The organism is Opitutus terrae PB90-1 (genome assembly GCF_000019965.1).
Classification (GTDB): domain Bacteria; phylum Verrucomicrobiota; class Verrucomicrobiia; order Opitutales; family Opitutaceae; genus Opitutus; species Opitutus terrae.
On record NC_010571.1, the window covers coordinates 3,579,783 to 3,605,869 of the forward strand.

Annotated in this window: 20 protein-coding genes and 1 tRNA gene; 14 read left to right on the forward strand and 7 right to left on the reverse strand. The window is 65.6% G+C overall.

What is annotated here, in order from left to right:
• Window positions 1-275: 275 nt before the first annotated feature.
• Both OTER_RS14205 and guaB read right to left on the reverse strand, forming a co-directional pair.
• Window positions 276-1,820, reverse strand: coding sequence for an adenylosuccinate synthetase (locus OTER_RS14205; protein WP_012375620.1), 1,545 nt, complete (start codon window positions 1,818-1,820; stop codon window positions 276-278).
• A 199-nt stretch (window positions 1,821-2,019) separates the two neighbouring features.
• On the reverse strand, window positions 2,020-3,597 hold the full coding sequence (gene guaB, locus OTER_RS14210; protein ID WP_012375621.1) for an IMP dehydrogenase: 1,578 nt from the start codon (window positions 3,595-3,597) through the stop codon (window positions 2,020-2,022).
• 259 nt (window positions 3,598-3,856) lie between these two features.
• On the opposite strand from guaB, the gene OTER_RS14215 reads away from it, so the two are divergent.
• Window positions 3,857-4,948 carry an o-succinylbenzoate synthase gene (locus tag OTER_RS14215; RefSeq protein WP_012375622.1) on the forward strand — a complete coding sequence of 364 codons (1,092 nt, stop codon included), beginning with the start codon at window positions 3,857-3,859 and terminating at the stop codon, window positions 4,946-4,948.
• Entirely contained in the window at window positions 4,945-6,105 is a 1,161-nt protein-coding gene (locus tag OTER_RS14220; protein ID WP_012375623.1) for a 2-succinylbenzoate--CoA ligase, read from the forward strand. Before OTER_RS14215 ends, OTER_RS14220 begins: the two co-directional genes overlap by 4 nt.
• Here the strand turns inward: OTER_RS14220 and OTER_RS14225 are convergent.
• The gene (locus tag OTER_RS14225; RefSeq protein ID WP_012375624.1) at window positions 6,102-6,509 is read right to left on the reverse strand and encodes an acyl-CoA thioesterase; all 408 of its coding nucleotides are present in this window, start codon (window positions 6,507-6,509) and stop codon (window positions 6,102-6,104) included. The two genes, OTER_RS14220 and OTER_RS14225, sit on opposite strands and share 4 nt — an antisense overlap.
• 122 nt (window positions 6,510-6,631) lie before the next feature.
• Between OTER_RS14225 and OTER_RS14230 the strand changes: the two genes are divergently transcribed.
• Together OTER_RS14230 and OTER_RS14235 are read left to right on the forward strand one after the other, a co-directional pair.
• The gene (locus tag OTER_RS14230) at window positions 6,632-8,497 is read left to right on the forward strand and encodes a DNA polymerase/3'-5' exonuclease PolX (protein WP_012375625.1); all 1,866 of its coding nucleotides are present in this window, start codon (window positions 6,632-6,634) and stop codon (window positions 8,495-8,497) included.
• A gap of 257 nt (window positions 8,498-8,754) precedes the next feature.
• A complete protein-coding gene (locus tag OTER_RS14235) occupies window positions 8,755-9,540 on the forward strand; it encodes a hypothetical protein (protein WP_012375626.1) in 786 nt (261 codons plus the stop codon).
• Between the two features lie 121 nt (window positions 9,541-9,661).
• Here the strand turns inward: OTER_RS14235 and OTER_RS14240 are convergent, their stop codons facing one another.
• Window positions 9,662-10,447 (reverse strand): prohibitin family protein, encoded by a 786-nt coding sequence (locus OTER_RS14240; RefSeq protein WP_158305442.1) that lies wholly within the window; start codon window positions 10,445-10,447, stop codon window positions 9,662-9,664.
• 242 nt (window positions 10,448-10,689) lie between these two features.
• On the opposite strand from OTER_RS14240, the gene OTER_RS14245 reads away from it, so the two are divergent.
• From OTER_RS14245 to OTER_RS14290, 10 genes are all read left to right on the forward strand, one after another.
• On the forward strand, window positions 10,690-11,970 hold the full coding sequence (locus OTER_RS14245) for a DUF2851 family protein (protein WP_012375628.1): 1,281 nt from the start codon (window positions 10,690-10,692) through the stop codon (window positions 11,968-11,970).
• A 112-nt stretch (window positions 11,971-12,082) separates the two neighbouring features.
• Window positions 12,083-13,309, forward strand: coding sequence for a transcription termination factor NusA (gene nusA, locus OTER_RS14250; protein ID WP_012375629.1), 1,227 nt, complete (start codon window positions 12,083-12,085; stop codon window positions 13,307-13,309).
• Window positions 13,310-13,346: 37 nt separating this feature from the next.
• Entirely contained in the window at window positions 13,347-15,884 is a 2,538-nt protein-coding gene (gene infB, locus OTER_RS14255; RefSeq protein WP_012375630.1) for a translation initiation factor IF-2, read from the forward strand.
• Between the two features lie 84 nt (window positions 15,885-15,968).
• The gene (gene rbfA / locus OTER_RS14260) at window positions 15,969-16,337 is read left to right on the forward strand and encodes a 30S ribosome-binding factor RbfA (protein WP_012375631.1); all 369 of its coding nucleotides are present in this window, start codon (window positions 15,969-15,971) and stop codon (window positions 16,335-16,337) included.
• Window positions 16,338-16,348: 11 nt separating this feature from the next.
• Window positions 16,349-17,365, forward strand: a complete 1,017-nt coding sequence (locus OTER_RS14265; RefSeq protein ID WP_012375632.1) for a DHH family phosphoesterase — start codon at window positions 16,349-16,351, stop codon at window positions 17,363-17,365.
• Entirely contained in the window at window positions 17,362-18,087 is a 726-nt protein-coding gene (gene truB / locus OTER_RS14270) for a tRNA pseudouridine(55) synthase TruB (RefSeq protein WP_012375633.1), read from the forward strand. The genes OTER_RS14265 and truB overlap by 4 nt, the downstream gene beginning before the upstream one ends.
• 7 nt (window positions 18,088-18,094) lie before the next feature.
• Window positions 18,095-19,036 carry a riboflavin biosynthesis protein RibF gene (gene ribF, locus OTER_RS14275; protein ID WP_012375634.1) on the forward strand — a complete coding sequence of 314 codons (942 nt, stop codon included), beginning with the start codon at window positions 18,095-18,097 and terminating at the stop codon, window positions 19,034-19,036.
• 62 nt (window positions 19,037-19,098) lie between these two features.
• A tRNA-Val gene (locus OTER_RS14280) sits at window positions 19,099-19,175 on the forward strand.
• 172 nt (window positions 19,176-19,347) lie between these two features.
• Window positions 19,348-21,009, forward strand: coding sequence for a DNA repair protein RecN (gene recN / locus OTER_RS14285; protein WP_012375635.1), 1,662 nt, complete (start codon window positions 19,348-19,350; stop codon window positions 21,007-21,009).
• A 97-nt stretch (window positions 21,010-21,106) separates the two neighbouring features.
• A complete protein-coding gene (locus OTER_RS14290) occupies window positions 21,107-22,027 on the forward strand; it encodes a ThuA domain-containing protein (protein ID WP_012375636.1) in 921 nt (306 codons plus the stop codon).
• 144 nt (window positions 22,028-22,171) lie between these two features.
• Here OTER_RS14290 and OTER_RS14295 read toward each other — a convergent pair whose 3' ends face one another.
• From OTER_RS14295 to OTER_RS14305, 3 genes are read right to left on the reverse strand one after another with little or no spacing between them, the layout of a single operon-like run.
• A complete protein-coding gene (locus tag OTER_RS14295; protein ID WP_012375637.1) occupies window positions 22,172-24,127 on the reverse strand; it encodes a cytochrome c biogenesis protein in 1,956 nt (651 codons plus the stop codon).
• Window positions 24,128-24,164: 37 nt separating this feature from the next.
• Window positions 24,165-25,346 carry a cytochrome c biogenesis ResB family protein gene (locus OTER_RS14300; protein WP_012375638.1) on the reverse strand — a complete coding sequence of 394 codons (1,182 nt, stop codon included), beginning with the start codon at window positions 25,344-25,346 and terminating at the stop codon, window positions 24,165-24,167.
• Window positions 25,343-25,996 carry a hypothetical protein gene (locus OTER_RS14305; RefSeq protein WP_012375639.1) on the reverse strand — a complete coding sequence of 218 codons (654 nt, stop codon included), beginning with the start codon at window positions 25,994-25,996 and terminating at the stop codon, window positions 25,343-25,345. The genes OTER_RS14300 and OTER_RS14305 overlap by 4 nt, the downstream gene beginning before the upstream one ends.
• Between the last annotated feature and the right edge of the window lie 91 nt (window positions 25,997-26,087).

Sequence of the window (26,087 nt, forward strand, 5' to 3'; positions counted from 1 at the left end):
GGAAGGGAGGAAGGTGTGACGGTCGCGCGAGGCCGGGGGACCTGAAGCGCGCGAACGTGACTCCGGCAAAACCGGAGTCAACCGAGTGACGCTGCGAGTGCGGAAAAGATGCGCGGGGAAACTCACGCTGCGGGCTGGAAACGAAGTCTCACCGGCTGTAGGGCTGCCGCTTGCCGGCAGCCGTGAAACAAAACAGCACCAACGCATTCCCAGCCGGCGGCGAGCGCCGGCCCTACGAGCGAATCGCCCGCTTGAGCGAGGCTTCTGGAGAAGCTTCAGCCCAACTTCACCAACTGGGCGGTCGCGGGCACGTCCTTGATGATCTGCGAGGGCTCGGGGCCGACGCCCAGGTAGCGGAGGTTCGGCAACTTGTCGGCGGCCGGCCACGCGGCGCCCTCGTAGGCGACGTCGAGCAGGCTCTTCATCATCGCGGCGACGTAGCGTTGGGCGTTGCGCGGCAGCTTCGCGAAATGCCGGACGTGCGAGATGTCCTCGGCCCAACCGGGATGCTTCGTGTAGACGGGGCGCAGAGTTTTGCGCACCGCCTCGTTGCGGGGCACGTGCGCGTAGCGCTTGCCGGAAGCGTCCTCGTAGGCGACGCAGATCTGCAGGTCACCGCGCCATTCGCCGGAATATGTGAGCGCGTCGGACTTGTTGATCATGACATCCTGAAAACCGCCGTAGCGCAGGACGTCACCTTTCTCCACGGCGTCGAACCAGCCGACCATGCGCTGCCGGCCGGTGCTGGTGCCGAACTCGAGCTGCTTGAGTTTCTGCGCGAGCGGGTGCGCGTCGTCCATCTGTGTCAGGAACGTGTGCGTGCCGACCTTCGTGTCGTAAGCTTTAGCGACGCCGAAAGTGTGGATCCGCTGGACCGGCACGCCGGCGCTCTGGAAAAACTCGGGCGTGTAGGTGTGCGAGGCGGTGACGTTGGGCGAAAAGCCGTGGCGCTTGTCGAGCCAGTAGGCCTGGCCGAATTCGCCGATGATCGTGTGGCCGGCGTGCAGTTCGCGCAAAACCAGCTCGCGGACCTCGCCGATGTTCTTCGCGAGCGCGGTGCCGGCGTTCCAGTAAACCGACGTCAACCGCTCGAGATCGAAGCTGAACGGCGCGGCGCCGCGGAAGCGCGTGAAGTCGAACTCCTCGCGCGGAAACACGCCCATCTCGATCGCTTCGGCGTTGGCGCGCAGCTCGGCGGCGGTGAGCTTGTCGAAAAATTCCGCGAAGGTTTCCGGTGCGACGCGGCACACGTGCTGGATCGTGCGCAGCGCGCGGTCCGCGCGTTGCGCGAGTTTGCGGGCAAAGTAGTTCGGTCCGCCGAGAAAATCGGCGTAGGTGATCTGCCATTGGCCGACCTCGTCGAGGTAGGCGGGCGTGATGCCTCGGCCGGTCGAGCCGCGCGGCTCCTCGGCGAGCACCTTGGTGCGGTAATCCTCCCACGCGAGATCGAGCAGTCGGTGCGTGAGATCCGACACGAGCGTGCGTTCGTCGATCAGCAGCCGCGCCAGCACCGGGTGGCCTTTGGCCTCGAGCGGACGGGTTTCCCACCAGATCTTGCGCGGATCGGCGACGACCCCGCTGCCGACGCACAGGTGCGGTGCGTCGCGCACGACGACGCCGGCGGGGAGCAGGTTGAGCTTGATGCCCCCGGCCGTGTGGCCGGAGTTGGCGCCTCCGTTCACCTTCAACACGACGCTCACCGCTGCGGGCGTGGAGCGAAGCTCGTCGGCGACCTCGGGAATCAGGCGGCCCTTGCCCTCGTCGCCGAGAGAAATGCCCACATCCGCGATGATCTGGCTGGAGAAGGGGAGGAGAGACATGGTTGCGAGAAGTGGCAACCGAAGCTCACCGGATACGGGCGAAAAGACCCCTGTTGCCGGGCAGGAAAGAGCCGAGCGGGCGGGCAAGGGCAAACAAAAACCAGTCGAGTGAGGGCGTCGGTGTGCCCTCAGTTTCCGGCAAACCCACGGGCGGGACGCCCGTGCCAGGTGGCATGAGCGTCCCGCCCGTGTCAGAAAATCAGTTCTTCCGCGTGGAGACTTCGATCACGTCGTGCGGTTCGGCTTCCTTGCGGCCGGCGGAGGTCACGCGCACATAGCGGGCGTTCGCGCGCAGCGCGGGGAGATTTTTCGCCCCCAGGTAGCCCATGCCGCTTTGCACGCCGCCGATGAGATTGCCGAGCACGTCGTCGACGGAGCCGGAAACTTCCTTCAACGCCTCGATGCCCTCGGCCGCGACCTTGCGGGTGTTGTCATTCCGGTCGTGACCATAGCGCGCGGCGCTGCCGGCCTTCATCGCGGAGAGCGAACCCATGCCGCGATACTGTTTATAGACCTTGCCGCTGATCTCCATGATTTCGCCTGGAGCCTCGCGGCAGCCGGCGAGCAGTCCGCCGCAGATCACCGCGTCGGCGAGCGTGAGCGCCTTGACGATGTCACCCGATTTCACGATGCCGCCGTCGGCGATGAGTTTCACGCCTGCGGTCTTCGCGGCGAGGCTGGCGACGTAAAGTGCGGTCAGCTGCGGAATGCCGACACCGGCGACCATCCGCGTGGTGCAGATCGACCCGGGGCCCTGACCGATCTTGATGGCGTGGGCGCCGCACTCGGCGAGATAAGTCACGCCATTGCCGCTCGTGACGTTGCCGGCGATCAGGGTCACCTGCGGGAACGCGCCGTGGACCAGTTTCACCACGTCGCCGACACCGGCAGTGTGGCCGTGCGCAGTGGAAACGGCAATGGCGTCCACGTGCTCGTCGACGAGATGACCGACGTGGTTGAGAATCTTCTCGCGGTCGAGCGAACCATCGGACTTGCGGACCGGCGACAGCGCGGCGCCGACAACGAGTCGGAAGCTGGCGTCGCGCGCGGGCTTCCGGCGCGACTTGGTCTCGCTCGTGATCTTCTCGACGTCGGAGATGGTGACAAGGCCGCGCAGCCGGTCCGCGCCATCGACGACGAGCATTTTGTTCACGCCGACGTGCGTGGAGAAGAAGCTGTCGGCCGCCTTGATCGGATCCTTGGCGACAGCGGCTTCGTTTTCCGTAATCAACTGGGCGCGCGGCGTCATCACGTCGGTGACGGGTTTCGCCTTGTAGCGCTCCTTGACCACGTTTCCCGAGAGCAGTCCGACGAGGTGCCCCTCGGCATCGAGCACGGGGAAGGTCGAGAATGCGAAGCGTTTCGACTCGATCATCGCCAGCACGTCGCCGATCAGCTGATCGGGCGTGACGGTGATCGGATCCTGGATCAGTCCATGGATGTGGCGTTTCACGCGCGCCACTTCCTTGATCTGCTCCTTCGGCGGCATGTTGTAGTGGATCAGTCCGAGTCCACCGTTGAGCGCCATCGCGATCGCCATGCGCGACTCCGTGACGGTGTCCATGTCCGACGAGATGATCGGAATCTGCAGCCGGAGCGCGTCGCTCAGCGCGGTGGACGTTTCGGCATCTTTCGGCAGAATCTCCGAGTAGAGCGTGGCCAGTGACACATCGTCGAAGGTCAGGCCGACCGGCAGATTCGCCCGGAAGAACGCATCGGCCGGAAGGTAGAATTCGGCATCCGCGCCGGTGAGGGAAGACGTGGCAACCTTAGTCATAAGTTGCCATGAACGAAGTAGGGTGGGCCGGGAAAAGGGCAACCCGTTTTTTTGCGCGGCCCACGTCTGAACGCATGCGGGTCGCGAGGCCGCACGTTTGGGGGCTTTCGTGGCCCCTCGGTCTGCCTCAACGGTTCCCGACGGGCACGGAGCGCCGATCACGGCAAGACGCCCGTGCCACGCTGCGCGCGGGCGGGATGCCTGTGCGACCGTGCTTTGCGCTTTGCGTTGCGCGGGCGGCGCGCTTGTGTGGACGCGCATGAGACTTGGCTTCGCGTATCGGCGTTATCGGCTGCGGTTTCGCGCTCCGGTTCGCACCGCGCACGGCGTGTGGACGGAACGCGAAGGCGTGTGGGTGCGCTTGTGCGATGAGGCAGGCCATGCGGGCTACGGCGAGGCGGCGCCGATTCCATGGTTCGGAACGGAGACGATCGGGCAAACCGAAGCGGTGGCGCGGGCGATCGGTCCGAAGCTCGATGCCAACGACGAGGAGTCCCTCGCGGATGCTGCAGTCGAAGCGCCTTGTCTCGTGAACGCGCTGCGCAGCGCGTGGCACGGCTTGCAGGAGGAATCGCGCCGAACGACCGGCCACGCATCGGCGGCGACTCAGGCGGACGACCCGACGGAGTTTCGTTCGGTCGCGGCGTTGCTCCCGGCCGGACGCGCGGCGCTGGGCGTAATCACGGAGAAGGCGGAAGCCGGGTTCCGTGTTTTCAAATGGAAAGTCGGCGTGGCCAACGTGGGCGACGAGCTTGTCCTGTTGGACGACGTTTGTGCAGCGCTGCCGGATGGCGCGAAACTGCGGCTCGACGCGAATGGCGCGTGGGACCGTCGGCAGGCGGAACGGTGGCTCGAGCGGTGTGCCGAGCGGCCGATCGAGTTTGTCGAACAACCCTGTCTGGCTGCGGCGGCCGAGGCTCCGGCGCAAAGACGGAAGATCGAGGACACGTTGCGCGGGCTGGCGGAGGATTATCCGACACCGATTGCGCTGGACGAGTCGTTGGTGGTCGACGGCGATGTTGCGCGCTGGCTGGCGGAGGGTTGGCGAGGCGTGTTCGTGTTGAAACCTGCGCTGCTGGCGGCCCCGTGGACGGCAGTCGCCAAACTGGCGGCGGCGAAGGCCTCAGTGGTGTTCTCGTCGGCCTTGGAGACAATCGTCGGCGCGCGCGCCGCGTTGCACCTTGCGTTCACGTGGCCGGGCGAGCGGAAAGCGCTGGGCTTCGGCGTCTGGCCGCTGTTCGCCGAATCGCGCTGCGACGGACCGACCGCCGCGCCGTTCCTGCGCTGGAGTGACGTGAAGCGACTCGATCCGGCACGAGCCTGGGCAGCGCTGGAGGAGAAGGCGTCATGACACGGGCGGACGTGTTGTCGTTGTTGCGCGCGACAGGTTGTGCGCAGGAAACCGGCGGAACGGTTTTTTTGAGTGATCCGCGGTGGAGCAAAGCGGAACGCGCACAGGTTGAAGCAGCGCGATCGAATGCGGCGGGCCGGATGAGCGAGAACGAGCCCGACGGATGGATCTGCCTTCCGACGGGCGGAACGAGCGGCGCGATTCGGTTCGCGCGGCACGATGAGCAGACGTTGCTCGCGGCAGTCGATGGATTCGTGCGGCATTTTCAGCTGACGCGAGTCAACGCGGTCGACGTGCTGCCGCCGTTTCACGTCAGCGGACTGATGGCGCGGCTCCGCAGCGCGGCGACGGGTGGCACGCACGTGGCGTGGGACTGGAAACGGCTCGAAGGCGGCGAGCGGCCCGAACTCTCCGCGAGCGCCGGGGAATGGGTGCTCTCACTCGTGCCAACGCAACTGCAGCGGTTGCTCGGAAACGCCGCGGCTGTGGAGTGGCTGCGCGCTTTTGCCATCGTCTTTCTCGGTGGCGGGCCGGTGTGGCCGGCGTTGGCGGATCAGGCGGCACGCGCAGGCATTCGGGTTTCGCTGAGCTATGGAATGACCGAGACGGCGGCCATGGTCACGGCGCTTTTGCCGGATGAGTTTCTCGCGGGCGGACGCAGCGTCGGGCGCGCCTTGCCGCACGCGCGGCTGGAGTTGTCCGCGGCGGGCGTGATCCGGATTGCGGGTGCGTCGGTGTTTCGCGGCTACTATCCGGCCCATCTGGCGAGCCGCGAATTCGAGACGTCGGATCTCGGCGAGATCGCGGCCGATGGCCGGCTGACTGTCTTAGGGCGCCACGATGCGGTCATCATCAGCGGCGGCGAAAAGGTGAACCCGGTGGAAGTGGAGGCGGTGTTGCGCGCGACCGGAGCGTTCGAGGATGTGGCGGTGCTGGGCGTGCCGGACGAGGAGTGGGGCGAACGAATCGTCGCGTGCTATCCAGCCGTGACCGTACCGGATCTCGGATACGTGGGGCGGAAAGTAGCGGAACAGTTGGCGGGATTCAGGCGGCCGAAGGCTTACGTGGCGGTGGCCGATTGGCCGCGGAATGCCCAGGGCAAGCTCAACCGAGTACTCCTGCAAAAGGCCGTCGTGGCGCAGCGTTCCACCGACTAGCCCGCGTCGACCCACCGGGCCAACGCCGGCGGGAGCGGCACGCGCGTGCGCTTTTCGGGCGAGGTGGAGACGTGCTCGGTTCGGACCCGGGCGGCCAGCTTCTCGGGCGGGCCGGCGCGGAAAACTTCGTAGCGGATGGCGAAGGAATTCTCGCCGAGCCGCTCGGGCGACAGTGTCACGCGCACGCGTTCGCCGGGCCGGAGTGGTCGCAGATATTCGGCTTCGCTCTTGGCGATGGGCACGATGGTGCCGGTGTCCGCGAAAAAGCGGGCGAGATCGATCCCGCCCGCGGCCAGCGCCTCTTCGTAGGCTTCGTGACAGAGTGCAAAGAAGTTCGCGAAGAACACCACGCCTGCGGCATCGGTGTCAGCGAACCGAATCGTCCGATGGTAGGTGAAAGCCATCGGGCACCACGAAACACACGGCGGGCGCGAAAGGGAGGAAAAAATGACCGGCGCTCCGCAGCCCGCGGCGTTGGACGCGGCGGCTGCTTTACCCGTTGCGGATATTGCTTACAGCTTGTCGCATGACGAAACACGAGATCGCCGACGTGCTGAACGAGATCGCGCTGTTGCTCGAGTTGAAGGGCGAAAACCCGTTCAAGATCCGTGCATATCAGTCGGGCGCACGCGTCATCGAATCGCTCGAACAGCCGGAACTCGAACGGCTGTTGGCCGCGAATGAGCTCCTCACGGTGAAAGGAATCGGCGAGGCGCTGGCCAAAAAGATCGCCGAGCTGCACACGACGGGAAAACTGGAATTTCTGGAGAAGCTGCGCGCCACGATCGCGCCTGGACTGGTCGAGCTGCTGCAGATCCCCGGGGTCGGCCCGAAGAAAATCAAGGTGCTGCACGAGCAACTCGGCGTCGTCGACATCGCCAGCCTCGCGGCGGCGTGTGCCGACGGTCGCGTCGCTGCGCTCGCCGGGTTCGGCGCCAAGACGCAGGAGAAGATCGTCGCCGGCATCAAAAACCGCGAAGCGTACGGCCGGCGCCATCTCTGGTGGGAAGCGTGGCAAGTGGCGCAGCCGATCGTCGCCGGACTGCGGGCGTTGCCCCAGGTGAAACGCGCCGAGGCGGCGGGCAGCCTGCGACGCGGGCTGGAGACCGTGGGGGATCTCGACTTCATCGTTTCTGCCACCGAAATCGAGCCGGTGGTGAGCTGGTTCGTAGGCCTGTCGGACGTGCAGGAGGTCACCGCGCGCGGCGAGACGAAGACCAGCGTGCGTTTCGTGACCGGGCTGCAGGCGGACCTTCGGCTGGTGCCGGACGAGCAGTTCATCTTCGCGCTGCATCACTTCACCGGATCCAAGGACCACAACGTACAGATGCGGCAGCGGGCGCTGGCGCGCGGGCTGACGTTGAGCGAGTGGGGGCTCGAGCCGGTGACGGCCGCGACATCCGAGAGCTCAGCCAGCCCATCGAGTTCGCTGACGGCGGCAGCGGGAGCTGGCGAGGCCGCGGCGCCGCGAGCCCGCCGGCCAAAGCGGGCGGGCGCACCTGCCGACGCGGCCTCAGGCGATCCGGCGCGCGGAAGCGTTGCGACGGAGGCGGACCTGTTCGCCCGTCTCGGACTTCATTTTATCCCCCCCGAGTTGCGCGAAGGTATGGGCGAAATCGAAGCGGCGGAGCACGGCGAGTTGCCAACGTTGGTGGATTTGCCGGACCTCCGCGGGACGTTTCATTGCCACACGACGGCCTCGGATGGACGCAACACCCTCGCCGAAATGGCGACGGCCGCCGCCAGCGCGGGCTGGGAGTATCTCGGAATTGCCGACCATTCGAAATCCAGCTTTCAGGCAAACGGGTTGACCGAGCAGCGGCTCCTGGAACAGGTCGAGGCGATCCGGGTGTTCAACGCGTCCGGCCGCTGTCGCACGCATGTGTTTGCGGGCACCGAGTGCGACATCCTGCCGGACGGCCGGCTCGACTTTGACGAAGCGCTGCTGAGGAAGCTCGACTACGTCGTGGCCTCCGTGCACAGCACCTTTGCGCTCGACGAGGCGGCGATGACTGCGCGGATCATCCGGGCGATCGAACATCCGTGCACGACGATGCTGGGGCATCTGACGGGCCGGCTGCTGTTGCGCCGCGACGGCTACCGCGTGGACGCGGGCAAAATCATCGACGCGGCGATTGCGCACGGCGTGATCATCGAGATCAATGCCGCGCCCAAGCGGCTCGACATGGATTGGCGGCACTGGCGCAAGGCCACGGCCCGAGGACTGCTGACGTCGATCAACCCCGACGCCCATGAAACGGCGGAGCTGGCCTACGTGCGGGCGGGCATCAATACGGCCCGCAAGGGCTGGCTGACGAAAGCTCAGGTCTTCAACACGCGTTCGCTGGCGGAAGTGAAAGCGGCATTTCTGGCTCGGCGACGGGCTGGCTGATCGGCACACTCAGGCTGCGGACGAATTGGGACCGCCGCTGGGAGCCCGGACGGAAGCGCGCCCGGGAGCGGAGGGGATGGCTGCGGTTTTTTGGTCGCAGCCGGCGAATCGATCCGGCGGGTACAACGTGCCGTGCCCAGTTATTGAATATCTGATTGAACTCGGCGCGGACTTTTCGTACTTCGGTACCGCCGTACGCGCGCGCCGCGCCAAGGCTCGCTTCGTCCAATCCAATTTCCGCCGCCCGCGTCTGTCTCATGCGCTCTCAACCGAACCGCGACTACATCAGCGACGATGTCGTGCAGACGCCACCTGCGCTCGCGCGCCGGCTGGTCGAGCATTTCCGCCCGCGTGGCCGGGTGCTGGAGCCGTGCAAGGGCAAGGGCAATTTTCTACGCGCGCTGCGCACCTATGCGCAGCAGAAGGCCAGCGACGGAGGCGCCCGGCGCCGTCGGAGGGATCCGGCCGAGATCGCCTGGTGCGAAATTAAATGTGGCCGTGATTTCTATCACTGGACCGAACGGGTCGACTGGATCATGACGAACCCGCCCTGGAGCCAGGTGCGCCGGTTTTTGCAGCAGGCGATGCTCGTGTCGGATCACGTGGTGTTCGTGATCACGATCAACCACGTGTGGACCCGCGCCCGCGTGAGCGACATTCGCGAGGCGGGTTTTGGGCTGCGTGAAATCGTCCTCCTCGATATGCCGGTGACTTTCCCGCAGAGCGGATTCCAACTGGGTGCCGTGTACTTTGCGCGCGGCTGGAAAGGTGCCACCCGCGTCACGGACTGGACGCGCGGCTCGCTTCGCGCGTTGAAGCACGTCGGCACGAAGCTGCGCCACACCGTCGCCACGTTCGCCGGACCGCCGCGGGAGTCTCCGCGCGCTCAAGCGGATGCTTCACTGCGCCGCTTGCGTACCGCGCGGCGACACAAGCTCGTCGAAGCGTTGCGCGCCGGCTGTGCCATCGCGGTGGTCATCGGCCGGCCGCGGTCCCGCTCGGACCGTTCGCCGGAGACCCGCCGATCGAAGGTTCGAGGTTAGGGACGCTTCTCCCGAGGCGTTCGCTGCGAGGCCAGACCGTGGAGAGCAGGGGAGTCATCGCGACCGATAACTCCGCCTGCGAACCCGGTGTTCGGATGGTGCGCTGATCCGCGGGTGCTCGTCAGCGCCGGGCGGGAGCCGAGGGCGTCGCGGGCAGCCCGAGCGGCAGGAGAATGTTGGCGCTGTTGCCGCCCTCGGCGGATCCACCGCCGATGACGAGCGGCGCTTTGCCGTCCCATTTCTCGACGATCTGCAGCTGAATCAAACCGGGGTTGTCGCGGATCGCTTCGGCGCGCACGCGGATCGCCTCGGCCTCGCCCTTGGCGCGAATGATGGCGGTGTCGGCTTCGATCTGCGCTTTCTGCTGGGTGAAGCGGGCCTTCGCGGCTTCCTGTTCCTGTACCATCTTGGATTCGATGGCGGCCTCGAGCTCCTTCGAGAGGGTGATGTTTTCCAGGACGATGTCCTCCACGTTCAACAAGGACCCGATCTTTTCCCGCGTGGTGGCCAGCGTCTTCACCTTGATCTCTTCGCGTTTCTTCACGATTTGCTCGGCACTCTGCAAGGCGGTGACCTCCTTCAGCGCCTCGTGCACGCGCGGGGCAATGAGGGCCTCGAAGGGGTCGCCGGCATATTCCTTGAAGATTCGCACCACCGAACCCTCCGGAATCCGGTAGAGGATGCGCATGGAAACGTCCACCTGCTGCAGGTCCGAGGAATAGCTCTCCGCGTCGAGCTGGCGCGTGATCTGGCGGACCGGCACGGGCACGACGCTGGTGACGAACGGCGCCTTGGTGCCGAAGCCCTCGGGCTTGAACTGTTCGCTGACTTTTCCGAGCGTCACTTCCACGCCGCGGAAACCGGGTTGGACCACATACGTGGCCTGTGCCGCCGCGAGGACGAGCACGACAATAACAACACCGATACCAATGAGTCTTCCGGAGGTTCCCATGGCCGCATGCGAACGCACGGATACGGCGGCCGCAAGCGGCGAATCAGCCGCTGGAAAGAATTGAGCGCGTTCCACGGCACCGGGCGGGAATCCGATCGAAAGGATTGAGTCCGACCTGAAATCCGCCAAGCTCCGGCCGTGAGCGCTGCCCGGCATCGGCACCTCGGCGCGATCAACGCGCACGAGTCCCGCGGAACATGAACGGTTCCGCAACAGCTCCGGTGGGGAATGAACGGCACGAGGCCGTCGCCGAGTTGCAGGGCCTCTATGGGCCGTTCGCGTTTCCGGAGAAGCTGCTCCAGAAAATCTGGCTCCGGGGCGATTTCGACCGCGCCCGAGCGGCGCTGAGCAACGGCCAGCGGCTCACGATCGTTCAGACGGGGCGATGGAATCTGCTCGGCGGCCCCGATTTTCGGCAGGCGCGAATCCGGATCGGCGACGGGGCGGAGACCACGGGCGACGTTGAACTCCATCTGCACGCGTCCGACTGGATCGCGCACCGGCACGCGGAGGATCCGGCCTACGATGACGTGATGCTGCACGTCGTCCTTTTCCCGCCGCCCGCCGGCCATCTGACGCAGGGCAAGCGCGGCGAGATTCCCGTGCTCGCGTTGTTGCCCTTGCTCTATCACGACCTCGAAGAGTACGCGGCGGAGGAGGCGCTCGAGACCCTGGCGAACCGCCCGGTTTCGCAGATCATCGAGCTGCTGGGCGCGTTGCCGCTCGGCGATCGCACGACGTTGCTGGCGCGGCACGCCGACGAACGCTGGCGCCAGAAAGTGCATTTCGCGCGGCTCCGGATCCAGCGACTGGGGTGGGACGATGCCTGTCACCACCTCGCGCTCGAGATCCTCGGCTACCGGTTCAATCGTGCGCCCATGTTGCGCGTGGCCACGGCGCACCCGCTCGAGGAATGGGCGAAACCGGAACTTGCGGCGGAGACGGTGTATGCCGCCGAACGCGCGGGTTGGAGCCTGCAAGGCCTGCGGCCGGCCAATCATCCGCGCCGCCGGCTGGCGCAGTATGCGGGCTGGGTACAGGCGCGGCCGGACTGGCCCACACGATTGGCGAGCCTGGCCCAAAGCCTCCCCGCCGTGGTGCCGGGGACGCCCACGGCGGAGGTGCGCTGGGCTTTCCGGCTTACGGGCTTGCGCGCGGCATGGCAGGAGACGGTTTGTGCGAATGGGGTTGGCGGCACCCGCTTCGACAACTTGGTGTGCGACGGATTCCTGCCGATGCTGGCGGCGGGGTCGGAGTTGCGGAGCGAGCCATCTGGGGCGGTGGCGCTCCGAGCGCGGCAGCTTTGGCAGCACTGGTTTGTGGGCGATTTGCCGCCGTTTCTGCTCCGCGCTTTGCGGCAGATCGAGGTCTTCTCCGGGCGCAATCAGCCGGCATGTCACGGCTTGGCGCAAGGCCTGTTGGGCTGGCTGATCGAACGCGAGCGGGCCGAGGCAAATTCGGCCGGGCGTGGGGCTTGACAACGTTTCCGTCCGACGAGTAAGTTTGCCGGCTCAACAACACTCACTTTGCAAAAGTGGGCCCTGCGGCCCGCTTTTTTTTTCCCATTATTTTTCGGTCAATTCTACCTCTATGAGCAGCGAAATTCTTTCCGTCCTGGAATACATGGAAAAGGAGAAAGGGATCCCGCGCGCGGACATGATCGCGACCATCGCGAATGCCCTGAAGACCGCGGCGCAAAAGGGTGTGAATTCCGGTCAGGAACTGAAGATCGAAATCAACGCGAAAAACGGCCAGCTGCATGCCTGGTGCCTGCTCAAGGTGGTGGACTCAGTGAGCAACCCGAAGACGGAAATCCATGTCGAACGTGCGCAGGCGCTGAAGCCCGGAGCGATTATCGGCGAAATCATCGAAAAGGAAATCGATCCTTCGACGCTCGGCCGGATTGCGGCGCAGACCGCGCGGCAGGCGGTCATGCAGCGGCTGCGTCAGTTCGAGAAGGATCGGATCTTCGATGACTTCAAGGATCAGGTCGGGAACATCGTCACGGGTACGGTGCGCCGGCGCGAGCGGAACGATCTCTACATCGATTTGGGCAAGGCCGAGGCCGTGATGCCGGCCAAGGAGCAGGTCCCCGGTGAGGAGTACCAACCGGGCGAACGCATTCGCTGCTTGTTGCTCAACATCGAGAGTACGCCGCGCGGTCCGGAGATCATCCTTACGCGGGGCAGCCCGAAGTTCGTGCGGCGGCTGTTCGAGCTGGAGGTCACCGAGATCGCCGACGGCACCGTGAAGATCGAGGCGTTCGCCCGCGAACCGGGCTACCGCACGAAGATCGCCGTCATCAGCACGGACCCGAAGGTCGATCCCGTCGGCGCTTGCGTCGGCGCCCGTGGTGCGCGCGTGAAGACGATCGTGCGCGAACTGAACGGCGAGAAGATCGACATCATCCGCTACTTTGCCAGCCCGCGCGAAATGATCATCGAGGCGATGAAGCCGGCGGTGCCGCGCGAGATCACGCTCGATGAGAAGAACCACCGCATTTTGCTGAAGGTGGCGACCGACGATCTGGCGATCGCGATCGGCCGCAAGGGCCAGAACGCGCGGCTGACATCGCGGCTCATCGGCTGGCGGCTTGACATCGAGGAGTTCCGTGCCGTTGGTGACGATCCGCGCGGCAATGCCATTGCCTCGCTGGTGAAAGCCTTTGCGCTCGATGCAACGGTGGCCGGCCGGTTGGTCGACATGGGCATCAACTCACCGGCGGCGTTCGAAGGTGTCGAAGCCAACGATCTCGTGGATGCGGGATTCACCGAGGCGGAAGCCACCGACATCATTGGGCGCGTGACGACGCATTGATTTTTCGCTAGCCAACCTGATTTTCTAACACCACCTGATGAGCCTCCGCATTCACGAACTCGCCAAACGACACAACATGGAGGGCAAGGACATGCTGGCCTTGCTGAAGGAGCGAGGCTACGTCTCTGCGGAAACCAAATCGGTCTCGAGCACCGTCGCGAACATCTACGTGGAGGAGATCGAAAAGGAATTTGCGACGAAAGTCGCGGCGGCTGCGACTGCTGCACCGGCTGAGCCCGCGGTGGTGAAAGAGCCCGAGGACGAGACGCCGCACGTGCGCTCGCCGCATGGCGCCTTCGTGAAGACGAAGGATGACGTCGATCGCGAGAAAGCCGCCGCCGCGGCCGCGAAAGCCGCCGCGCTCAAACCGGCCGTTGCGCCCGCTCCGGTGGCCACGCCGCCGCCGTTGCCGCCGCGCCATGTGGCGCCGGCGTCCGCGCCCTCGGCGCCCCGGCCCGTCACCATTCCAACCGCGCCCCCGCGCGTGGCTCCGCCGCCGCCGCCAGCAGCGAAGGCTCCGCCCGCTCCGCCGCCGCTGCCGCCGCCACGGGTGGTCGCTGCGGCGCCCGTATCCACTCCGCCGCCGGTGGGCGTGCCGGCTCCCGTTTCCGCGCCGCCGGTGATTCACCCGGTCATGAAAGCGCCGGCCCCGGTTGCACCGCCGCCAGTGGCGCCGATTGCCCCCCGCCATTTTGGGGCCCCGCCGGTCCTGCCGCCGTTGCCTGGAGTTTCTCCCGCACCGATCGCTCCCCCGACGCCGACTGCTGCGGCTCCGGCCGCGGTTCCTCCGGGTGAGTTCAAGACCATCCATCTCAAACCGCCGATCGTGGTGCGCGATTTCGCGACCGCGCTGGGGCTGAAGCCGTTCCGGCTGATTTCCGAGCTCAATCAGGCCGGCGGTTTCGCGTCGATGAATTCCAACATCGACGAGGCGATCGCGACGAAGGTGGCCGAAAAACACGGCTTCCTGCTTGAGATCAAGCACCGCGGCGAACCCGGCGTTCAGCAGCAGGCGCAGAAGAAGGAGAAGCAGGTCGAGGAGGATGAATCCAAATTCCTCGTCTCGCGGCCGCCGGTCGTGTGCATCCTCGGCCACGTCGACCACGGCAAGACTTCGCTGCTGGACGCGATCCGCAAGGCGAACGTCGCCGCCGGGGAGGCGGGCGGTATCACGCAACACATCGGCGCGTATCAGATCGAATACCAAGGGCGCAAAATCACTTTTCTGGACACCCCCGGTCACGCCGCCTTCTCGAAGATGCGGGCGCGCGGAGCGAACGTCACCGATATCGCCGTGCTCGTCGTGGCGGCGGACGATGGCTTCATGCCGCAGACTGACGAGGCGCTGAAGCATGCGCAGAACGCGAAGGTCGCGCTGGTCGTCGCCGTCAACAAGATGGACGTGAAGGGCGCGAACCTCGACCAGGTGAAGGCACAGATGCAGCAGCGCAATATCGCGCCGGAAGACTGGGGTGGTGAAACCATCACCGTGCCGGTCGCTGCGACCAAGGGCCAGGGCATCGACAGCCTGATTGAGATGATCCTGCTCCAGGCGGACGTGCTCGAACTCAAGGCCAACCCGAAGGCTGAAGCCAGCGGCGTGGTGATCGAGTCGCAGGTCGACGTGGGCCGCGGGCCGTTGGCCACGGTGATCGTCCAGCGCGGCACGCTGCGCGTCGGTGATGCGCTGGTGTGCGGCGCGTGTTACGCGCGCGTGCGCGCCATGTTCAACGACCAGGGCGAAAACGTGAAGGAAGCGACTCCCGCCGCGCCGGTGCGCGTGATCGGTTGGTCCGGCACGCCCGAAAGCGGCGCGATCTTCAAGGCGGTGAAGAACGCCCGCGAGGCGGAGAAGCTCGCCGAGGAAGAGCAGCTGCGGCTGCGCAAGGCCGCGACGGCCAGCGACGCCACGCCCAAGGAAGTCTCGGTCGAGCAGCTGTTCGCCAACATCGCGGCGACGCAGGCCAAGGTGCTCAAGCTCATCATCAAGACCGACGTGTTCGGGTCAGCCGAAGCGGTGCGCACCGTGCTGGAAGGCATCAAGAGCACGAAGGTCTCGCTGGAGCTGGTCTCGGCCGAAGTCGGCTTGGTGACCAAGAACGACGTCCTGATGGCGAGCGCGGCGGGCGCGACGGTCATCGGCTTCAACACGAAGCTCGAGAACGGCGTCACCCCGCTGGCCAAGCACCATAGCGTGCGCGTCGAGACGTTCTCGATCATTTACGAACTCGCCGATCGGGTGAAGGAGATGATGGCCGACCTGCTCGAGCCGGACATCAAGGAGATCAAGACAGGCGCGGCGGAAGTGCGGCAGGTGTTCCCGCTGGCCAAGGGCTTCGTCGCCGGCTGCCTGGTCACCGAAGGCAAGATCACGCGCAATGCATCCGCCCGGCTGCGGCGCGGGCGCGAGCTGGTCCACGAGGGCAAGATCGCGACGCTCAAGCGCTTCAAGGACGACGCGAACGAAGTGCGCGCCGGGTTGGAGTGCGGCATCAAGCTCGACGATTTCAACGGCTACCAGGCGGGCGACGTCATCGAGGTCTTCGAGATCCAGAAGGTCCGCGCCTCGCTGTAATTTTCGATTTTGGATTTTAGATTTTTGGATTGGCCGTCGGTCGGTCCGAAATCGAAATTCGAGATTCGCCAATCGAAAATCGTCATGTCGAACCGCACTCTCCGCGTCAACGAGCTGATTCAGCGCGAGCTGAGCGAGATCCTGCGCAAGCGTTACCAAAGCGAGGCGACGGCGATTACGATCACCGAACTGCGGGTCGCGCCCGATCTGCGGGACGCGCGCGTTTTCGTTTCGATCGTGGGCAGCGCCGAGGAGCAGGACGAGAAACTGCGCTGGCTGCGGGCGCATGCGGGTGAGCTGCGTTACGAGGTCGGCCGCCGGATCGTGCTGAAATACCTGCCCAAGTTCGAGTACGTGCTTGATCACTCGCCCGAGAAAAGCGCCCGCATCCTGCAGGTGCTCGACGAGATCGACCGGCAGACGCCACCGCGGCCGGAGGCCGAGAACGACTGACGCCTACCATCGTGGAAAAGTTTTATCCCGAGTTCTCCGCGCGGTTCGCGCAATTTCTTGAGCACATCCGCGGCCGGCGGATCGCGATTGTCGGGCATGCCCGGCCGGACGGCGACTGCATCGGTTCGCAGGTGGCACTGGCGCGGGTGCTGGGGACGCTCGGCCACGAGGTGCTCTGCGTGAATCCCGATCTCGTGCCGCGTCGGCTGCAGTTTCTTGTGCCGGGGATGCGGTTCGCACGCACCGACGAGATGCTGGCGGATCGCACCGACTACACCGCGATCTTTGTCGACTGCGCGGATCACGCGCGGGCGGGGGAGCGTTTGAAGGGACGGTTTCCGGTGGTGACCGGCAACATCGATCATCATCTCTCCAGCGCCGGGTTTGCCGAGTGGAATTTCGTGGATGTTCACTCGGCGGCGACGGCGGAGGTGTTGGCGGGGATGTTTTTCGACAATGGACTGACCGTCGACGCCCAGACCGCGCAGGGGCTCTACACGGGTATTCTGACCGACACCGGCCAGTTCCGGTTCACCTCAACCACGCGCCGCACGTTTCTGCTCGCGGCGGAATTGATGGCACGCGGTGCGAAGCCGACCGAAGCCGGGTTCGAACTCTACGAGCGTGAGACCACGGGCAAGCTGCAACTGCTCGAGCGGTTTCTCGCCTCGTTGCGCATGGAATGTGGCGGCCGGGTCTGCGTCGGCACGTTGCCCAACGGCATCTTTGAGGCGACCGGCTCGACCGCCGAGGACACCGAAGGGCTCGTCGACTATGCGCGCTGCATCGACGGCGTGGACGTGGGCGTATTGATCGAAGAGCGGCCGGATGGCGCGATGAAAGCCAGCCTGCGGGCGAAGAACCCCGCGTTCCGGCTCGACCGGGTGGCGGCGCAATTTGGCGGCGGCGGCCATGCGTGCGCGGCCGGACTAAACTACAAGGGGGGTGCGGCCGGATTCCGCGAAAAACTCGTGGCGGCGATCGCCGCGCAGATCGCGGCCGTGGACACACCGGAGGAGAAGAAATGATCCAGCCGCGGAAGGAACTCGATGGCGTCCTGCTCGTTGACAAGCCGACGGCACACACCTCGCACGACGTCGTGGCGCGACTGCGGCGCAAGCTGAACATGAAGCGGATCGGCCACGCCGGCACGCTCGACCCCATGGCCACGGGGCTGATGATCCTGCTCATCGGCAAGGCGACCACGATTTCCCAGTACCTCACCAGCCTCGACAAGGAATACGAAGGCACGATCGAGCTCGGCAAGGTGACGGACTCGCAGGACGCGGACGGCGAGGTATTGTCAACGCTGCCGGTGCCGCCGTTCACCGAGGCGGAGATTCGCGCCGCGATGGCGGGTTTTATGGGCGACCAGTATCAGACGCCGCCGATGTATTCGGCGATCAAGGTCGACGGCGTGCCGCTCTACAAGACGGCGCGCAAAGGCGGCGAGGTGGAGCGCGAACCGCGGTTCATTCGCGTGAGCAGCTTCGAACTGACGCGCTTCGCGCTGCCGCAGTTTGATTTTCGGCTGCGCTGCACCAAGGGCACCTACGTGCGCACGATCGCCCATGACCTCGGCCAGCGGCTCGGTTGCGGGGCCCACCTCGCGGCGTTGCGTCGTACGGCCACCGACAAGTTCAAGCTGGCGGACGCGCTGACGCTGGACGCGATCGAGGCGTTGCCGTTGCCCGAAATCGAAAAGCGGCTGATCCCCGTTTACCAGGCGGCGCCGAGCATCGTCGGTTGACGCAGCGATGAACGCGCCGAGGCAGTTCGATGCACTGGAGCACGCGCAGCTCGCGTCCCGGCCGGTGCATCTCGCGATCGGAATTTTCGACGGCGTGCATCTGGGGCACGCGGCGGTGATCGAAGCCGCCGTGCAGTCGGCACGCCGCAGCAACGGGCAGTCCGCCGTGTTGACGTTCGACCCGCACCCGAGCGTGATTCTTCGTCCGGCGGAGCCGACGCGGCTGTTGATGAACCGGTCGGCGAAAGCCCGCGTGCTGGGCCGGCTCGGCATCGAGGCGGTCATTAACCAACCGTTCACGGTCGAGTTGGCCGCGATGGAGGCGGTGCAGTTCGTCCCCTGGCTGAAGCAGCACGTGCCCCAGCTGGCCGGCATCTACGTGGGCGAAAACTGGCGGTTCGGGCGCGGCCGGCGGGGCGACATCGCGTTGCTGGTAAACGAAGGCCGGAAGGTCGGCGTGAGTGTGTTCAGCGCGCCGCGGGTGAGCCTGGACGGGGAACCAATCAGCAGCTCGCGGATCCGCGCCGCGGTGACGGCCGGCGAGATTGCGGCGGCGAATGCGATGTTGGGCTATGTTTATTTCGCCGAAGGCCGGGTGGTGCCGGGCAACAAGCTCGGGCGGACGATGGGCTTTCCAACGTTGAACCTGGCCTGGGCGCCGGACCTGCAACCGCGGTTTGGAGTGTACGTGGTTCGAGTCACCGGAACCAAAAGCACCGCTCCGTTGCGCGCGGTGGCGAATTACGGCGCGCGACCGACCGTGGAAAAAGCCGCCGAGCCGCGCTTGGAAGTGCACCTGCTCGACGAGTGCCCGTATGATGCGGGTGACGAGATCACGGTGGAGTGGCTGCACTTCCTGCGACCGGAAATGAAGTTCGGCGGGCTCGGCACGCTGCGCGCGCAGATCGCGGCCGACCGGGAGGCGGCGCTGGCATTTTTCGCCAAATAGCGGCCGAGATTTTTCCTTGCGCTGAACGCGCGTGCTGGCGTTACTCGCCGGCTCAGGTTTTCGGACCCTTAGCTCAGTTGGTTAGAGCGTTTCCTTGACATGGAAAAGGTCACTGGTTCGAGTCCAGTAGGGTCCACCATCTGAACAACTTCCGCCGCAGACTCGGCGGTTTTTTTGTGCCTGAAAATCACCCCATGGACGACGGTTGCTCGTTCCACGCGACGTCACGCCAACCAGGTCGGACTCGACGAAGAGCGCGGCCGCTGCGGGCTTGAATCGCGGGAATGGAGCGCACTCACTGTCGCGAACGCATGCTCCAGTCGCTTCGGATCCGTAATCTGGCTCTGCTCGAGGAAGTCGCGCTCGATTTCGAAGCGGGTTTCACCGCGGTCACGGGCGAAACCGGAGCGGGGAAAAGCATCCTGCTCGGCGCGCTGAGCCTGCTCGCGGGTGAACGCGTGGAGAAGACGATCATCCGGCAGGGCGCGGCAGCGTGCGAGGTCGAGGCGGCGCTGTATTTTGAAAGTTCGAAGCGGATCGATGCGGTGCTCGCAGAGCTGGAACTGCCGGCTTGCGAGGACGGGCTGCTGATCCTGAAGCGGAGCGTGCCACGCGAGAAGGCGCCGAAGATCACTGTCAACGGCAGCCTTGCCACCCTCGCAGCGCTGCAGCGGCTCGGCGAGCACTGGATCGATTTTCACGGCCCGAGCGAACCGCGCCGGTTGCTGAAGGAAGCGTGGCAACTCGAGCTGCTCGATCTCTTCGGTCGCGCGACCGAGGCGCGGGCGAACTACCAGGAAGCATATCGGGCGTGGCGCGGCGCGGTGGCCGAGCGCGAGCGGATCGCGAGCGAGACGAAGCTCTCGCCGGATCAGATCGAATTCCTGCAGGCGCAGCTGGCGCGGATCGAGGCGCTCGAGTTGACCGACGAGGCGATCGAGACGTTGGAACGCGATTTCGCGCGGATGAGCAGCGCGCAAGAATTGATCGGGCTCACGCAGACGCTCGAGAACGGGCTCACCGGCGAGGCCAGCGTCCAGACCACGCTCGCGGCGCTGTTGCGTGAGGCGCGGCAAGTCGAGGCGCTCGACGAGGCGAGCAAGTCGCTGGCGGACCGGCTCGCGGCCGTCGCAGTCGAAGTGAACGATCTCGCCGCCGAGTTCGGCGCCTTGAGCCAGCAGTTGCAGTTCGATCCCGAGCAGGCGCAAGCGCTCACGGAGCGAATGAACACCTGGCTCGAACTGAAGCGGAAACATGGCAGCGACGTGGCTGCCGTGCTTACTGCACGCGACGATATGCGCCGGCGGCTCGAGGTGCAGGGCGATATCGAGGGCGCGTTGGTGCGGCTGGACAAACAGATCGCGGACGCGGAGCGCACGGCGAAGAAGCAGGCCCAGACGCTGCGCGCGCTGCGGGAGAAAGCCGCAAGAGAGCTGGCGAAGATCGCAGCGAAGAGCATTGCCCAGCTCGGGTTCAAGCGGGCCGATTTCAGCGTCCGGATCGTGCCGCTGGCCGAGCTTGGGGCGACTGGCGATTGCGGCGCGGAGTTTCTGTTCTCTCCGAATGCCGGTGAGCCGCCGCTGCCGCTGAATCGCGTGGCCTCCAGCGGCGAACTCGCGCGCGTCATGCTGGCACTGAAAACCGTGCTCGCGGATCTCGACGCGGTGCCGCTGCTGGTGTTCGACGAAGTCGACGCCAACGTGGGTGGTGAAATTGGCCGCGTCGTCGGCGAGAAGATGGCGGCGATCGCGCGCAGTCACCAGGTGCTGTGCGTCACGCACCTGCCGCAGGTGGCGGCGCAGGCGACGTGTCATTTAGTGGTGCGGAAGGATCAGGCGAAGGATCGCACGGTGGTGTCGATCGAGCCGATCCAGGCGAGCCGCGGTGCGCGCGTGAGCGAGCTCGCGCGGATGCTCGGCGACAGCAAGGCGAAGAGCGCGCTGGCCCACGCCGAGGAATTGCTTGGGCGGTGAGGGTTCGCTGACGACGACCATCGGCGGATCGGGGAGCCCGGGCTCGCGGACAAATCGCAGGTTGCGCCGCGGGGCGACCGAGCCAGATTCGGGCTCCATGAGCTTTCTTCCCAAAACACTTCTGGCCGTGGTGACGCTGGGGCTGAGCCTCGCGGGCGCACACGCGGCGCCGTTGCGCGTGCTTTATTTCACCAAGTCCTCCGGGTTCGAACACAGCGTGATCAAGCACGTGGATGGGCAGCCGAGCTATTCGGAAAAAATCTTCAGCCGAATCGGGGCGGCCAACGGGCTCGAGTTCACCTTCAGCAAGGACGGCAGCAAGTTCTCGCCGGAGTACCTCGCGCAGTTCGACGTCGTGCTGTTCTACACGAGCGGTGATCTGTTATCCGTCGGCACGGATGGACACCCGGCGATCACGCCGGAAGGCAAACAGGCGCTCTTCGATTGGGTCGCGGCGGGCCACGGGTTCGTCGGCGTACACAGCTGCAGCGATTCGTGCCACACCGGCGAACGCGGCGGTGGCAACAACCCGCAGCGCAAGCAGCGCTACAAGAACTACGGCACGGAAGCGGATCCGTTCGTGAAATTCCTCGGCGGCGAGTTTATCCGGCACGGCAAGCAGCAGGTGGCGACCGCGCGGGTCGTCTCGCCGAAGTTTCCGGGTTTCGAAAAGCTCGGCGCGGAGCTCACCGTTATGGAGGAGTGGTACACGCTCAAGGAATTCGCGTCCAACCTGCACGTGCAGCTTGTGCTGGAGACGAAGGGAATGGAAGGAGGCGATTATCAGCGTCCGCCGTTCCCCATCGCGTGGGCACGGCAGCATGGGAAGGGGCGCGTCGCGTACAACGCGATGGGTCACCGTGAAGACGTCTGGGACAGTGTAGCGTTCCAATCGATGGTGCTCGGCGCGCTGAGGTGGGCCGGCGGTGTGGTCGAGGGGGACGCGACGCCGAATCTGCAGACGGTTGCGCCCGATGCGATGACGCTGCAGCCGGTGCCGGAAGACGTGAAGCAGTAGGACGGAATCCGAAGTCACGGAATGCCGGCTGGCATTCTGGAGCTTCGAGCCGCGCGTAGGGCCGGCGCTTGTCGCCGGCCGAGAGGAAAAAACGGCCGCCGGCAAGCGGCGGCCCTACAAAAACGCGGCGGAGGAGCGGTCGACTTACGGCAGCACCTCGACGTGCTCGGGTTCGCGCGGCGCCGCAGCGGGAACGGCGCGGAAACTGCGCCATTTCTCCAGCGGCAGGCTGGCGAGGCCGATCAATGCCAGCTGGCTGAGCACGAACAACGAGAGTGCCACGAACGCGGCATCCGTGAACCCGTAGCTATGCAGCCCGACGCCGAGCATATTGGTGCCGAACCAACTCCAGCTGGTGACGATGTTGCCGAAGATTGCCAGGTTCATGAGCCCGCGCTGCCGGATCATCCCGCCCCAGCGGGCGTGCAGGATAACCGCGTTCCAGATCACGATGATCAACGCGCCGTTTTCCTTCGGGTCCCAACCCCAAAACCGACCCCAGGACTGATCGGCCCAGATGCCACCGAGCACCGTGCCCGCGAAGCTGAACAGCGTGGCGAAACAGACGATGCCGTAGACCATGCGGGCGAGCGAGTCGGCCGTGGCGCGATCGAGCGAGCGCGTGAACACGCCGCGCAACACGTAGATGATCGCGAGGAAACCGGCCAGGAACGTCGCCGAGTAGCCGGCGGTGACGACCACGACGTGCGTCGCCAACCAGAAATTCGAATCGAGCACCGCGCGCATCATTTCCAGCGTGTCGCCACCGAGTGAGAGGTGGTGCGCGATCAACAGCGTGGCGAAACCGATCACGCCGGCGGCGACGCTGCCCACCGCGTTGCGATAAACCGCCTCGAGAATCAGGCACAATCCGACCGCGCCCCAGCCGACGAAGAGCGCCGAGGAATAGAGGTTCGTCACGGGAGGCCGTCCCTCGAGCCACATCCGCGTGCCGATGCCGACCGTGGCGACGATCCACGCCACCAGCACGAGCCAGAAGGCGCTGCGGCCGAGGACGTCGGGCCATTTCAGCCAGGAGATGATGGCGGCGATGAACGCGAACGCATAAAGCTGCATGCTCGTGTAGAACGGCTGCGCGAAGTTGAAGCGCGTCTCGGCGTCCGTCTTGCGCAGCGTTTCCGGCTGCGTCTTCTCCAGCTGGGCGCGATAGAGTCGGACGATCTCGTTGAACTCCTTCGCCTGGCCGGTGCGCCACGTGCGGGCGAGGCCGGCATAGGTGAGGACAAACGGGTCCACACGGCCGGATTGGAACGTGTTGAGCAGCGCGGTGCCCGGGGTCTTCCAATTCCCCGCCTCGTCTTGGTGCGACGCGGGCGGCACGGCGAGCAGCATGCCCATTTCACTCATGGCCTGGAAGCGCAGCCCGAGCTCGATGGTGCGCTGCGCGGCGGCCGCGTCGTGCGGCTGGCCCGCCTCGCGGGCGCGCACGGCGGCGACGCCGGCTTCCAAGCCGGACTGGAACTGCGCGAGGTCCTGCAGAAAGTCAGGATTCTCCGGCGGCACGAGGCTGTATTTCAGCCGCTGGTAGTGGATCAGGTTGCCGTGCAGCTGGAGCACCGCTTTCTGAAACGCGGAGCGATGAGCGGGCTCCACCGGCTGGGCCAGCTTGGCCTGGTCGTCGATGGTTTTCAGATGTGGCTGCAGATCGACGTAGGCGAAGCGCCGCTGGCGGCTGGGCAGGAATCCGAGCACGGCGAGCGTCTGCCGCACCTTCGAGTCGTAGTTGATGCGGAGGTCGTCCTCGGTCTTGCCGACGAGCGCGAGCAGCTCGGTGTTGTCGATCGCGAAAGTCGGATACGTGTCGGCTTTCTCCGGATGGAAGACGGCGTCGAGCAACCACTCGGTCGGCGAGGAAACGAACTCGCCGGCGGTGGGCGTGCTGACGCGTTGCCGGCCTTGCAGCAGGAGCAGCGAGGTGCGCGCGACGGTGTCGAACGGCTTCACGCGGCCGTTGCTGACGACGGGCAGCCGGCCGAAGCCGGCGACGTCGAAGTCGCCGGAGTTGCGCGGCGGTCGGAGCGTCGAGAGGAGCCAGACCGCCGCGAGTGCGAGAACGAGGAAGGGGAGGAAGCGTTTCATCTATTTAGCCGCGAGAATGCAGAGAACATCGTGACGACTAGGCGGTGGCACCGGGGGTGACGGAAACACGGCGTTCCCGTCGGCGGGTGATGAAGCCGGTGAGGTGGAGGAGGAACTGCGCCACGAGGCCGACGGCCATCATGGTGCACGCGATGTAGGGAATCAGCCAGCTGGGGTTGCGCACGACCTGCAGCACGCTGGTCGCGTTGGCGCTGTCCATCTGGTATTGGTAGAACGTGAGCCCGCCGAAGCGCAGGGGGTTGTTCATGTAGATGAGCACCTCGCGATTCTCCTGGCCGTCCGGCGTGGTGAGCTGAATCCGGCTGGAGAAGTTTTTCGGGATGTCGGTGCCGAGATACACATCGTGGCGGACCTCCTTGAGCGTGAGCGCGAACGGCTTGTAAGCGCGCTTCGAGCGCAAACCCAGCCGCCAGGTCCGACCGCCGAGTTCGAAGGTCTGTGACGTCGGCAGCTGGGTCGACACGAGGAAGGTGCCGAGCGAACCGTTGGCGCCGATGAACTCGATGAACGCGGCGGGCGAGTTGACCTCGTCCTGCTTGTAGGTGACCGGCACCGGTGTGGCGATCACGCGCGGACCGACGCCGAGCGTCGCCGGCGAGGGCGAACTGCCGCCCGCGGGACCGCGGACGTGCAACACGGCGTTGGGATAATACGTCCGTGGGACGACGCGGAAGGGCAGCTTGGGGTGCTGGATCTCCCGGCCGGCGGCGACGAGCGACTCAGGAATCGCGACGACGTCATCGATTTTTGGATCCGTGGTTTCGATTAGCACGAGTTCGTTCTCACGAAAGCTTTCGGAGTAGCTCTTCGTTTCTCCCTCAGCGAGCCGCATCGTGTAGTCCTCCTGCCACAGTCCCGTGAGCAGTTCGCCGACGAGCAGGAGGATCAAGCCGAGGTGGGTGAGAAAGATCCCGGATTTGCGCCAGGTGAACTTGAACCGGTAGACGTGCGCGGCGATCAGGTTGATCAGGAGCAAGCCGCCAACCAGATAGCCTCCCGGGAAGACCGGCACCGGAATATCACCCACGCGCCACAGCACGAAAAAGGAGCGAAAGTATTTTTCCTGCACGGCCCAGATGCCGAGATTCACCTGATCGAGTGTCGCGGCGAACACGAGCACGAGCGACAGGATCAGCAGCACGACCGTGAGCCGGAGCGAGACGAAGAAGTCGCGGAACTGGCGGGTGGTGTCGTTCATGGCTGGGCGGGGGCGGAAACTTTGACCGAGCGAAGCAGATCGAGCAGCGCGGGCTTTTCCTTGGCGACAAGTGCGTCGGGGCCGGCGAGTTTGAAAAACCAGGTGGCTTGGCCGACCGGCACGATCGCGCCGATCATCCGCTGCGCGGGTTGGGAATCGGGGTTGGCGAATTCGACGACCGCGAACCGCAGTCCGTCATGCTCGAAGCGCGTCACGGCATTCTCGTAATCGGACGCCGGCAGCGGCGACAGTCCAATCTGGCCGCGCCAACGGTTGAAGTTGGCCACCTCGCCGCCGACGTCGCCCGGGAAAGCGGTGACCGAGAAATCGGCTGGCGCGCCGCCTTCGCCGGGTACGGCGTAGCTGCCCTTGCGCATGGCGGAAGCGGGCTTCGCCTGCCAGTGCTCCGGAGCCGTCCACGTCAGCGCAGGGCCGGTGTTGGCGGTGGACACGGCCGTATTGGCCATCGCGCCTCCGCTCATCGGATTCGGCGCGCCAGCCGCGGGCGGAGTATCCAGTCCGCCCGTGAGGATCGGTGGGAGCGGTTCGGGCTTCTCGCTCGCGACACGGTAGGTTTCGATCTTGGCGTCGCGGCAGGCTGCTAGTCCGAGCAGGGCCAGGACCAGCGTAGGGACGAGGGAAACGCGCATAAACGCCCCGAATCAGGCTCGGTTCGACGAAACTGCAACCCAATCTGCACGCCTCGAAAGAAGTCGGCGCCGGACTCCCGGAGCGGGGCGG